We start from the raw sequence: 12,910 nt of genomic DNA, 5'->3' as shown, positions 1-12,910 counted from the left end.
GACCAACGCAACATGTCCTGAAAAGGACTTTAAGAACACAGACATGAGTTAATGCCAATCATTCGTTTGGCTAAGCTCGCAGGAGAAACTCGCATACCAAAGGCGTTATAACTTGGAAAGGATTTATAGGAGAAATTTAACTAAATTGTATTGTGAATTGATTTTTATTACTAATTTTGCACTCCATTTTTAAAGGTATATTCCTTAAAAACCGACGAATATGTACGCAATAGTTGAGATAGCCGGGCAGCAGTTTAAAGTTGAAAAGGGACAGGAGCTCTTTGTTCACCGTTTGGAAGGTGACGAAGGATCGGAAGTTCGTTTCAGTAATGTATTGCTCATTGACAATAACGGTAAAATACAGGTTGGAAAGCCCACGATAGATGGTGCGGTGGTTACGGCTAAAGTGCAGTCGCACCTGAAAGGAGATAAAGTACTCGTCTTTAAAAAGAAAAAAAGAAAAGGCTACCAGAAATTAAATGGTCATCGTGATTATCTGACCAAGATACAGATTGACAGTATTCTGTTATCAGCGGGGAAAGCCGCAAAAGCAGAAGAAAAAGAGGAAGAGAGGAAAGTTGAGGAACCTGTAAAGCCACCGGTGAGTAAAAAGAAAGCCTTTCCAAAAGCTGAAAAGAGTGCGCCTGTCAAACCAAAAAAAGAAGCTAAAACTGAAGAAACTGTAAAGGTGAAGAAGCCACGTACAAAAGCAGCTGCTAAAAAAGCTCCTAAAAAAGCTGATGACAGCGCTGTAGTGGAAAAAGAATAAAGATCACGGTTTATTAACCCTTAAAATCACGCGTATATGGCACATAAAAAAGGTGCTGGGAGTTCCCATAACGGTAGAGAATCCCACAGTAAACGTTTAGGTATAAAAGTTTTTGGCGGCCAGGTGGCCAAAGCGGGTAATATTCTTGTCAGACAGCGTGGCACCCTTCATCATCCCGGATTAAATGTAGGCATGGGAAAAGATCATACCCTGTATGCTCTTGCTGACGGTAAAGTGGAATTCAGGAAAAAGAAGGATGATACTTCTTATGTATCCATTATTCCGACGGAAGCATCAGTATCATAGATATCACGCGGGCTTTTACACCCGATCCTAAAATTTTCTCCCGAATACAGATCTCCTGGGTTAATTACCAGGAGATTTTTTATTTATTTACCTTTGCGTGCCAAAATGCTTATAACATGTTACAGGTACAATATATAAAAGACCATCCGGAGGAAGTCATAGCCCGGTTAGCCATAAAAAATTTCGATGCCACAGAAATCATAGGGAAAGTGTTGACGCTTGACAATCAAAGAAGACAAACACAAAAAAACCTTGATGATGTTCTGGCAGAGATGAACAGCATAGCAAAAGAAATTGGCCTGTTATACACGGCGGGAAAGGCCGGTGAAGCCCCGGCACTGAAGGAACAGACAGCTCTTCTGAAGAGTCGGTCGAAAGAACTCAGTGAACTGTTGGATACAGCGACGAGAGAATTAAATGAGCTGCTCATCCAGGTCCCCAATATGCCGCATGCCTCTGTTCCAAAAGGGCGGTCAGCTGAAGCTAACGAAAAAGTCTACGAAGAGGGGCGTATCCCCGATCTTGGCAAGGATGCCATGCCTCACTGGGATCTCTGCAAGACATATGATATCATTGACTTTGAGCTGGGCAATAAGGTGACAGGGGCGGGATTTCCATTTTACAAGGGCAAGGGAGCGCGGTTGCAGCGGGCCCTCATCAATTTTTTCCTGGATAAAGCTACTGAAGCAGGATATATTGAATACCAGCCGCCTCTCCTGGTCAATGCGGATTCGGGATATGGCACCGGACAGCTGCCAGATAAAGACGGGCAGATGTATCATGTTGAAGAAGATAATTTTTACCTGATTCCCACTGCCGAGGTACCCATTACAAATATTTACCGTAATATCATTCTCAATGCCGAAGACCTGCCTGTAAGAAATGTGGCTTACTCGAGTTGTTTCAGGCGTGAAGCAGGTTCCTGGGGCAAGGATGTCAGGGGTTTGAACCGTTTACATCAGTTCGACAAGGTTGAAATAGTCCAGATTGCACACCCGGATCTCTCTTATGATGTTTTGGAAGAGATGAGGCGGCATGTGGCGGCATTGCTGGGGCAACTGGAGCTGCCCTTCCGCATCATGAAACTCTGTGGCGGCGACATGAGTTTCACCTCCGCCCTCACCTATGATTTTGAAGTGTATTCAGCAGCACAGCAGAGATGGCTTGAAGTGAGCTCTGTATCAAATTTCGAAAGCTTCCAGTCGAACCGGATGAAGCTCCGTTTCAGGGATACAGATGGCAAAACCAGGCTGGCTCATACACTAAACGGTAGCGCTCTGGCGTTACCCAGGGTGGTGGCGGCATTGCTGGAAAATAATCAAACGCGGGATGGGATTGTGATGCCGAAGGCGATTGTTCCTTATACGGGATTCAACAAAATATAAAAAATAAAATAGCCTGCTTGCAAAAAAGAATGTCATATTTGATGTGTTTGTCCCTTGTGGCAGGATGTATTTCCATTTCCAATGCGCAGGTGGAGCCACCCAAGGGTGCTATTTACAACATGTACCGGCCCGGGCAGAAGCCGCAGCAAACCGATGAGACGCAGCTGGCAGCCCAGTATTACCGCAACCAGGAGTATGAAAAAGCAGCGGTTTTATATGAAAAGTTATTTAATGAGAATCCTACCTACTCTAACTATACCTATTATTTATATTGTCTGACACAGCTTAATCAAATGAAAGAGGCTGAAAAGCTGGTCAAAAAACAGATCAGGGCAAATCCCGAGAAAGTACGTTATCTTGTTGATCTGGGTTATGTGTATATGGCATCGGGTGAAACGGTCAAAGCTAACGAACAGTATGAAAAAGCCATCAACAGCCTGCCACCTGACAGGAATGCCATCGTTGAGCTGGCTAATGCTTTCCAGTCGAAAAGAGAAACGGATTATGCCATACAAACCTATATAAGGGGAAGGGAACTGCTGGAAAACTCATATACTTTTAGTCTGGAGCTTGGACAGATATACGATATAGCAGGCAGATACGAGGAGATGTTCAACATTTACCTGGACCTTCTGGAAAATGACATGTCGCAGATCGAAGCTGTTGAAAATAAGCTGCAGCTCACGTTGAGTGATGATCCTGATGATAAAAAAAATGAGCTGTTCCGTACGATATTGCTCCGCCGTGTCCAGAAATATCCTGATCAGCCATTTTATGCTGAGATGCTGTTATGGTTCGCCATTCAGCAAAAGGATTTTGAAACCGCCCTGACACAGGTTAAAGCCCTTGACAGAAGGTACCATGAAGAGGGGCAGCGGGTGTTTAACCTGGCACAGCTCAGTGCTTCCAACAATAATTATGATGTAGCTATCGAGGCCTATCAATATATTATTACGAGCAAAGGTGCCAGCAGCACTCTGTATCTGAAGAGCAGGATTGAGCTGCTGGGAGCGGAATTCCTCAAGCTTATCAATTCCTATAATTATTCCCGGGAATATGTTCTCACCCTTGAGACGGACTATACAGCACTCCTTTCCGAACTTGGCAGGAGCACGATGACACTTCCGGCAATACGTAATATGGCTCACCTGGATGCTTTTTATCTGGATAAAAGCGACCAGGCGCTGCAACTTCTGAACGAGGCTATTTTACTACCTAATTTATCCCGCCAGCAAAAGGCGGAGTGCAAACTTGAACTGGCCGACATCTTGCTTTTCACCGGAGATCCATGGGAAGCCACACTGCTGTATTCACAGGTGGAAAAGGATTTCAAGAATGACCCGATGGGTCACGATGCCAAATTTAAAAATGCCAAACTCTGCTATTACATTGGCGAATTTGCGTGGGCCAAAGCCCAGCTTGACGTGCTGAAAGCAGCCACTTCAAAGCTTATTGCCAATGATGCCATGGAGCTTTCACTTCTGATCAGCGATAATATGGATGCCGACAGCACCTTTAAAGCTTTGAACCTGTTTGCCAGGGCTGACCTGCTCACTTACATGAATAAGCCAGACCAGGCTCTGCCGGTGCTCGACTCCATCAATTTAAATTTCCCCTATCATGCCCTGGCCGATGAAGTGCTTTACAGAAAAGCCAATATCATGATTAATAAAGGACGATTTGCCCAGGCTGACAGTTTGCTCGAAAGGCTTGTGAATGAGTATCCTGCTGACATCCTTGCAGATAATGCCATGTATAAAATGGCACAGCTGAATGAACTCAATCTCAACCAACCTGAAAAAGCCATGGAGCTTTACAGAAGATTGCTATCGGAATACCCGGGCAGCCTTTTTGTGACAGATGCCAGGAAACGGTACAGGCAGCTGAGGGGGGATGAGGTTAATTAGCGAATGGCGAATAGCGAATAGCGAATGGCGAATAGCGAATGGCGAATGGCGAATGGCGAATGTTAGACCAAAAAAGTATCTCGGGCAGCATTTTCTGGTGGATGGGAATATCGCACGGAAGATTGCGGGGAGCCTGCTGGCACCGACAGGGAATGTTATTGAAGTGGGAGCAGGCAAAGGTATTCTGACAAGAATCCTTCTTGAAAATAAAGACCTCCATTTTATAGCGGTTGAAATTGATAGTGAGTCGATCGAATACCTTAAATCAGCCCTTCCGGAATCAGAAGGAAAAATCATCCATGGGGATTTTCTGAAACTGGACATGAAAGAAATTTTCAGCCTGCCTTTTTCGGTGATTGGCAATTTCCCCTATAATATTTCGAGCCAGATACTCTTTAAAGTATTGGAGAACAGGGATCTGGTCACGGAAATGGTCGGTATGTTCCAGAAAGAGGTGGCTGAGCGTATAGTGGCTAAGCCCGGATCAAAAATATATGGCATCCTGAGTGTCCTGACGCAGGCTTTTTATACTCCTGAATTATTGTTTACTGTCGGTGAGCAGGTTTTTTATCCTCCTCCACAAGTCAAGTCGGCGGTGGTGCGGCTGACCAGGAACATGACCGGCAGGCTGGAATGTGATGAAAAGTTATTTTTTACAGTAGTCAAGAAGGCCTTCAACCAACGAAGGAAGACACTCAGGAATGCACTGAAAGGATTCGATCCCGGTAAACGCTTTCTGGCTGCAGATATGTTCTCATTGCGGGCTGAACGGCTGGAGGTTAATGATTTCGTTCAAATTTGCCTGATGATTGAGAAAACCGAGTGACGACAAATGGTATTTATTTATTTTTGCACGCAGATACCGGCATTAAATCCTATACATATTTTAGTGGCCAGGTGACATTTTAAATCCTGTTAAAGCGAAATGAACAAAGCAAAGAAGAAATTATTAAAGAAATCTGAAAACAAAGAATTAAGCATTAAACAAAGGACCGGTTTAAATTACCTTATCATTATCCTGTTCACCCTGATTCTATACGGCAATACGGCTTATAACAAGTTTTCGCTGGATGATCACAATGTAACCTATATTAATCAGACTGTTCAGAAGGGGATTAAAGCCATACCTGAGATATTCTCCACCAAATATGCCACTGAAGGCGAACTCACCTATGGGTACCGGCCTTTATCGAAGGTAACCTATGCCATTGAATATGACATATATGGGATAAAGCCGGCCATATCACACATTATCAATATCTTATTATATGCTTTCACGGGGCTTTTACTTTTCACGATCCTGAAAAAACTGCTATCAGGCTATGCGGCATATTTTCCGTTGTTTATCACACTGGTATTCCTTGCACATCCTGTGCACACAGAGGTTGTCGCCAGCTTGAAAAACCGTGAGGAGATCCTGAGCTTTTTATTCGGGCTTCTCATGCTAAATGCCATCATTAACTATTCCCGTACCAACAGGAACCGGCAGCTGGTGTGGGGATTACTATTTTTTATCCTGGGTATTTTATCCAAACCCACTATCGGGATTTTTCTTGCCCTCATACCCCTTGTTTTGTATTTCTTCACTGATATAAGTACGAAAAAAATCCTCCTGCTGTCGTCAGCAATATTAGCCGTTTTCCTGGTGGTCATTATTCTTCCGAGGCTATTTATATCAGAGAATGTCAGGCCGATGATGTTCTATGAGAATCCTCTTTTTTTTGAGAATAGCATGTGGCTGAGGATTGGAACCGGATTCCTGGCGCTGCTCTATTACCTCAGGTTACTTGTATTCCCTCATCCCCTCCTATTTTATTATGGTTATGATATGATACCGGTTGTAAATCCGGGGAATATATGGGTCATGCTTTCCATAATATTTCATCTGGCTATTTTAATTTATGCCATTTATAAGATCAGGGAGAAGCATATCCTGTCGTTTGCCATATTGTTTTATCTTATTTCGATGGCCATTTATTCAAATATTGTGCTTCCATCGCCCGGTATCATTGCCGAGCGATATCTACTGACAGCCTCGCTGGGTTTCAGCATTACACTGATCTGGTTTATTTTCAAAATTTTCAGGGTTGATCCAAAGGTTAACGAGATACCGCAGAACAAGCTAATTCCGGTTATTATTCTGGTCTTTCTGATTCTCATTCCCTATTCAGTGCGAACTATTACGCGCAACAAACACTGGAAAAATTATCTTACACTTTATGAAAGGGATATCAGGTATTTGGACAAGTCGGTAAAAGCCAACGTTTTATATGCCAGCGCACTGACTGTTGACTTGTCGGGCCGTTTTGATGCTGAGGGTATTCAGAAAGACACCACACTCATTAAAAAGCATTACAAACGTGCATTGGAACTTTGGCCTGAAAACTATGAAGTTTTGAATAACCTCGGGTCGTTTTATGCTTACACTTTGGAAAGGTATGATTCAGCTATCATTTGCTTCGAGCAGGCTATCCGTTATAATCCCAAAATCGCAGAGCCCTATCTGAACCTGGCACAGTCATTCAGGAAGGCCAGGGTGTACAATAAGGCCATTGAAAATTTCAGGAAGTTCCTTGAAATCAAGCCTGGCAATACGTATGCTTTGACAGAAATGGGGAGCTGCTATTTTGAGATGGGTGATCTGCACAATGCTATTAAAGCCAATGAAGAGCTCATGCGGTTAGCGCCTGCCTCCGATCTCCCCTATATCAATATTGGCAATTTTTACCTGCAATCGTCTGATACACTGACTGCCATCCATTACTGGGAACAAGCAGTGGAGAAGGTACCGCAGGTCAAGCTGTGTGTGAATCTCAGTAATTTTTACCGGAATAAGGGTGACATGAATAAAGCCCGGCATTATTATGAGCTGTCGCTAACTGCAGAGAAGAGAAAATGATGTATCACAACGACGACACTATTAAAACCCTGCAGGATATTCTCATCCTTGCAGCCAGAAATTATCCAGACAGAGGCATAGGCTATGTGAATCCTGATGAGAGCATTGTATTTCAGACATATCCTGAATTACTGGACAAGGCTCTTCATTTGCTATCCGGCTTACTTTCAAAAGGATTTTCAGCCGGTGATAAGGTCATTCTGGCACCTGATCATAATACCGAAACCATTCCTTTGTTGTGGGCGTGTTTTATAGGACGTTTTATACCTACCAATATTACAGCTGCCTGTTTCATTCAGTGAATATAATCCGCCTGCTGAAAAGATGGATAGAATTTTTCGGATTTTAGGAAACCCCAAAGTCATTCTTTCTGAGTATCAATTGGTGCAGGATTGAGCTTTGAAGGCTCTGACAGGATGGTAAACCGGATGCCATTATATCATGATATGGGCCTTGTTGGCTATCATTTATCTCCAATATTCGGTTGCTTCAGTCAATATCATATTGATCCTATGGATTTTATCAAGCGACCTTTTATATGGCTGGATATCATAGATAAATGTAAGATTACCATCAACGGTTGTCCGAATTTCGGTCAGGCATTATTATTACGTCATTTGAAGCGAAATAAAACCATTACCTGGGATTTGTCATCATTAAAAGCCATTACCAATGGCGCTGAACCAATTTCTGTGAGAATAATGAATGAATTCATCGATAATGTAAAACCTCACAAGTTTAGACCGGAAGCTATGATGCCCGTATATGGCATGGCTGAATCAACGCTTGCCATCACTTTTTCCGAACTTCTGCATCAACCGGTAGTTGTGCCCTTCCGAAGAAAAGATTTGAATTTCAACCTTAAAGCCGTAAGGGCCGACCACATTGATTCATCAGCACAACTAATCCCAAGTGTGGGAAAGGCCCTGAATAATATTCAATACAGAATAGTTAATGATGAAGATCAGCCTATTAAAGAATCCAATATAGGTCATATCCAGATTAAAGGCCCTTGTGTCACTTCGGGTTATTACAATAATCCGGAAGTAACTCAAAAAGCGTTTTGTGGTGATTGGTTAAGAACCGGTGACCAGGGATTTGTTTTTGAAGGGAATCTTTATATAACAGGACGTTATAAGGACATTATTTTCATCCATGGAAAGAACTTCTATGCTCACGATCTTGAGCATGTTGCACAATCTGTTGATGATGTAAGTTTTGGAAAGGCATTTATCGGAGGTATTTTTGATGAAACAAAGGGACATGATAAAGTGTTATTATTTCTAGTTGGTTCTGTGACTCAAGAAACAATGGCGACGTTTAACAAGATCCGGAATTTATTCCTTGAAACCTTAGGTATTTCAATTGATGTTTTTATTCCAATCAGGTCAAACCATATCCCCAAAACCAGCAGCGGGAAAATACAGCGTTACAAACTCATTTCGGCTTACATGAGAGGGGAATTTGATGACGTCATCAATGAAATCCGGCAACTCCAGGAGAAGTCATCTTAATATTATTTCTTTGCCAAATCCTTCATTGACCTCAAATGGCGGAAAACCCAGAGTATCTGAAATAGCTTTTAATAATGGCAATATCCCCTCCCAGTTTCCTTGCCGAAGCTTTTCCAGGGTGAGCTGCTGCCGCAGGGTGAAAAGGATTTTTCTTTGTGCATCTGAAAAAGCTTCCCTGTTATAAAATGTTCTTTCTGTTGAATAATGATACGGAACTTTTGTGACCTGCCGGAACAGGTCATAGCCGTACTCAACGGCCTCATCAGAATTCATGGTATAGTGCGACCATTTATCCAGCAGGCCAGTTATATTCCATTTCTGGCGGAAGTCAGCTTTAGCCAGGTCGCTGAAAGGCGAAATAACGAGTGGATAAATCTGATAATTTGAAGATGCGGTACCAATATTCAGATTATTTAAAAAGTTCGCCGTGTTGCTGATGGTTTCACCGGTTTCACCGGGAAATCCGACGATAAAGGTCATCACTACAGTTATCCCCTGGTTATCAAGGAGTTCGATACCATTTTTGACATCTTCCAGTTTCTGAGATTTATTCATGCGTTCAAGCTGTCCTTTGTCGCCTGATTCAACTCCAATGATTGAAAGAAGAAGGCCGGAGCGCCGGATAATATTGATATTTTTTTTATTTACTGATGAAGCGCGCATGAATCCGATCCACCGCTGAAGGCCTGATGAAATGATGGCCTCTGATACTTCCGTGACCCTTTTCGCATTGATAAAGACATTGTCATCGGTGGCATGAATAATTGAAGGCTTGTCACCCAGACGTTCCCTGATCATGTGTAATTCAGCGCCAAGGCTTTCTTTTGATCGCAAAAATACCCTGGGATACACCTGGTAAAAGTCACAATACCGGCAGCGCCACGGACAGCCAATGGAAGTTCTGAAAGGAATCTGCCCCGGCAGTTCATCAATCAGGTCCCACCTGGTGAAATCGGTGTTGTAATCGACCTCTTCATTTTTTCGTTCAGTAAACAAGAAACCTTTGGAATAATCAGGAAAAGCGAGGTTCGGAATATAACTGAAACCGGCTTTATGGCCATTTTCAATCTCCCTGAGAACCAGGAGCAATGATTCCTTCCCATGAGGAGACACGACAAAAATATCAGCTTTAATATCAGATGTTCCGGGTTGAAAAAGTAAGGGAGAAGAATCATCTGCGACAAGACGTTGCTTTTCATTCATCAGATAAAACTGATAGCACTTCCACACAAAAACGCCGCCCACGATGATCGTGGTGTCAGGGAAATGTTTCCGTATCTGATTCAGGATTTCCCTGAGGGATGCTGTATTAAGAATCATGGTAGAAGAGAGACAGACAGCTAAAGGATTCTCACTGGCTATTTTTTGCAGGTCAGCATCATCCCACTTATTACTGAGAATGGTGTCATAGCCATTTTCGCGTAATAAGCCAGACAAATAGAATCCTGCTGCAGGAATATTATCCTGGTTTATCCGGACAGGCTGGATTTTATCAGTATTGAAGTTGTTTTGTGCCAATTCCCTGAGAGTTGACAGGGTAAGCTCCTGGTTGCTATCCCTGAGTTTTAAAGTCAGGCCCAGGTGATACTGCCGGGTATCGGACATAGGGGCGATTATAGCGATAGTAGACAACATCAGAGTAAATAGCCCAGGATTTCAATCCTGGGTGAATTACAAATTAAGCTTTATCAAAAATACAAATAAAAAAATTCTAACTTTGCCGTCTTAAATTTAAAAGAAGATGAAAGTTGAGGATTTCATTATCAGGATAGAGGAAGAGTTTGAAGACCTTGAACCGGGCAAGCTGAAGCCGGAAAGCAATTTCAGGGAGATTTTTGAATGGAATTCCATCAATGCATTGATTCTTATCGCTCTTGTCAAAATGGAATATGACGTCGTCATAAATGCTGAGGATATAAGGGCATCGAAGACGGTGAATGATCTTTTCGGAATTATCAAAGCCAGAACGCAGCTTTAAATTCCCCAGTGCTGAAGTACTGGGCTAATTAAGGTTCCCATTGCTGAAGCAATGGGCCAGATACAAACTCTATTAAGCTTTCCTGCTCTCATTTATGAGATTCTCTGCCTTTTCTGCGAGTTCTTTGATGCTGATCTTGTCAAAAAACAAATATGGGGGGAAGTTTATTCCGTAAATATCCAGAAAATGTTTCTGCAGCTCGACGGCTTTCATGGAGTTCAGTCCATAAACGGTGATGGGTTTCTGAACGTCAATTGAATTCCTGTCAATTTTAAATTTTGTGCTTATCCATGATGTAAGCCAGTCCAGCATCGATCCAGTGGGATGGACTTCAAATATATCCTTTGAGTATTCCTTCGTTTCTAGTATTGAGGAGCCGACGGCATTCAGGGTATTTTCGAGGAATCCCTTCCTGCATGCACTGCGCTGGATCTTACCGCTGGATGTTTTCGGTATGCTGGCCGTTCTGAGTAGCTGAACGGCATAGACGTCGATTTCAAACTCTTCGCTGACAGCCTGCCTGATAGCACCACATAGTCCTTCAAGGTTTCTTAAGTATTCGCGTTCCACTTCAGCCACGACTACCACTTTTTCTTCATCATCGACATCCACGGCAAAAGCTGCGCTGCAATTAGGACGTACAGCCGGATGGCTGGCCTCAGCGACGTACTCCAAATCCTGAGGATAGTAATTTCTTCCATGAATAATGATGAGATCTTTAAGCCTGCCTGAAATAAATAATTGGTTGTTATAAAAGAATCCCAGGTCCCCGGTACGAAGAAATGGACCTTCTCCTGAATCTGCAGTATGTGCATGAAATATCACCTCAGTTTCGTCCTGCCTGTTCCAATAGCCATTTGTGACTATCGATCCTGAAACCCAGATCTCCCCTACCACATTTTCAGAGCAGCATCTGTTTGTTTTGGGATCGACAATTTTTACGACCGTATCAATCCATGGATGTCCAACACCGACAAGTATGCTTGCAGATTTCTCTTCATCGGGTGCTGCAATGACTTTATGTTTTTCCAGCCCTTCATTGTACACGGGCAAAAAGTAAGGTCTTTCCGTGGCAAAGCCTCCGGCGATGATAAGGGTAGTTTCAGCCATACCGTAACAGGGATAAAACATCTCAAGGCGGAATCCGTAAGGCTGAAATGTTGAAACGAACCTTTCCAGTGTTGACTTTCTGACCGGCTCGGCACCATTGTACAATGTCTTCAAACTTGACAGATCAAGCTCTTTTCTATCTTCAGGTGTACAATTATCCACACATAAATCATAGGCGAAATTCGGAGCGCCACAGAACGTTGCTTTATATTTTGTGATGGCCTTCAGCCATCTGACAGGTTTTTGGAGAAATGATACGGGAGGCATAATGACGCCCAAGAATCCGCAGTTCACAGGTTGAAATACGTGCGCTACAAGACCCATATCATGAAACACAGGAAGCCAGGAGACTGATACGCTGTTGACAGACAGTTCAAAACTCTGACGAATATATTCGAGGCTTCTCATGATGTTTGTATGAGTTACCATAGCACCTTTGGGGTGACCCGTTGAGCCGGATGTGTATTGCAAATAGGCCAGCGATGCAGGAGCGATTACAGGTAACTCAGCAATGGGATCAGAAAGCCAATCCATCTCATCAGTAACCAACCATTTTAAGTGATTAAGTTCTTCGAATTCAGAGGAATTCCTTTCTATATTATTAATAATCTGCCTAGTAGTCAGCGTCATTTTGGCACCTGAGTCCCTGACTATTATCAGAATTCTTTCAATTGATTTATTTTTCCGGGGAGGATAAGCCGGCACAGCAATCACACCGGCATAGAAACAGCCATAAAGGGCAAAAATAAATTCCGGTCCCGGAGGATATAGCATTAACGCCCGTTCACCGGTCATCCCGCCTTCAAGCAAAGTGGCAGCAATGGTCCTGGCCTTCCTGTCCAGTTCCTGATAAGTGATCACGACCTCTTCTGTTTCTCCGTCGAGGAGATAGATATATGCCGTCTTTCCAGGTGTTTCCTGAGCCCTAAGCTTCAGGATGTCGGTGAGGGTATAATCATACGTGTCCTGCTGCTGAATTTGACCTGATAAAAAATTGGTAATGGCCATGGTGTTCCGAATTATCCAATGGTCTGCAAAATTA

The 12,910-nt window shown here is 43.1% G+C and carries 11 protein-coding genes; 9 read left to right on the top strand and 2 right to left on the bottom strand.

Annotated elements, in window-relative coordinates; translation table 11 throughout:
• The first annotated feature begins 220 nt into the window (after window positions 1-220).
• The 8 genes from rplU (at window position 221) to NT175_12670 (ending at window position 8,780) form a co-directional block, all read left to right on the top strand.
• A complete protein-coding gene (gene rplU, locus NT175_12705) occupies window positions 221-769 on the top strand; it encodes a 50S ribosomal protein L21 (protein ID MCX6235555.1) in 549 nt (182 codons plus the stop codon).
• A gap of 36 nt (window positions 770-805) precedes the next feature.
• Window positions 806-1,075: a 50S ribosomal protein L27 gene (gene rpmA, locus NT175_12700; GenBank protein ID MCX6235554.1), complete on the top strand. Its 270-nt coding sequence runs from the start codon at window positions 806-808 to the stop codon at window positions 1,073-1,075.
• A gap of 116 nt (window positions 1,076-1,191) precedes the next feature.
• Entirely contained in the window at window positions 1,192-2,460 is a 1,269-nt protein-coding gene (serS, locus tag NT175_12695; protein MCX6235553.1) for a serine--tRNA ligase, read from the top strand.
• A 41-nt stretch (window positions 2,461-2,501) separates the two neighbouring features.
• On the top strand, window positions 2,502-4,367 hold the full coding sequence (locus NT175_12690) for a tetratricopeptide repeat protein (GenBank protein MCX6235552.1): 1,866 nt from the start codon (window positions 2,502-2,504) through the stop codon (window positions 4,365-4,367).
• 52 nt (window positions 4,368-4,419) lie between these two features.
• Entirely contained in the window at window positions 4,420-5,193 is a 774-nt protein-coding gene (gene rsmA, locus NT175_12685) for a 16S rRNA (adenine(1518)-N(6)/adenine(1519)-N(6))-dimethyltransferase RsmA (GenBank protein ID MCX6235551.1), read from the top strand.
• A 99-nt stretch (window positions 5,194-5,292) separates the two neighbouring features.
• Entirely contained in the window at window positions 5,293-7,266 is a 1,974-nt protein-coding gene (locus NT175_12680) for a hypothetical protein (GenBank protein ID MCX6235550.1), read from the top strand.
• Complete coding sequence (locus NT175_12675; protein MCX6235549.1) at window positions 7,263-7,568, top strand: hypothetical protein; 306 nt, start codon at window positions 7,263-7,265, stop codon at window positions 7,566-7,568. Before NT175_12680 ends, NT175_12675 begins: the two co-directional genes overlap by 4 nt.
• A 90-nt stretch (window positions 7,569-7,658) precedes the next feature.
• Window positions 7,659-8,780, top strand: a complete 1,122-nt coding sequence (locus tag NT175_12670; GenBank protein MCX6235548.1) for an AMP-binding protein — start codon at window positions 7,659-7,661, stop codon at window positions 8,778-8,780.
• Here NT175_12670 and NT175_12665 read toward each other — a convergent pair.
• Window positions 8,772-10,385 carry a radical SAM protein gene (locus tag NT175_12665; GenBank protein MCX6235547.1) on the bottom strand — a complete coding sequence of 538 codons (1,614 nt, stop codon included), beginning with the start codon at window positions 10,383-10,385 and terminating at the stop codon, window positions 8,772-8,774. The two genes, NT175_12670 and NT175_12665, sit on opposite strands and share 9 nt — an antisense overlap.
• 136 nt (window positions 10,386-10,521) lie before the next feature.
• Here NT175_12665 and NT175_12660 point away from each other — a divergent pair, with 136 nt between their 5' ends.
• The gene (locus NT175_12660; GenBank protein MCX6235546.1) at window positions 10,522-10,758 is read left to right on the top strand and encodes an acyl carrier protein; all 237 of its coding nucleotides are present in this window, start codon (window positions 10,522-10,524) and stop codon (window positions 10,756-10,758) included.
• A 72-nt stretch (window positions 10,759-10,830) separates the two neighbouring features.
• Here NT175_12660 and NT175_12655 read toward each other — a convergent pair whose 3' ends face one another.
• Entirely contained in the window at window positions 10,831-12,876 is a 2,046-nt protein-coding gene (locus NT175_12655; protein ID MCX6235545.1) for an AMP-binding protein, read from the bottom strand.
• Between the last annotated feature and the right edge of the window lie 34 nt (window positions 12,877-12,910).

The sequence above is a fragment of the Bacteroidota bacterium genome (assembly GCA_026391695.1).
GTDB lineage: Bacteria > Bacteroidota > Bacteroidia > Bacteroidales > JAGONC01 > JAPLDP01.
The sequence above is the reverse complement of the archived record's forward strand: the minus strand, read 5'-3'. Positions and strand labels throughout refer to the sequence as shown.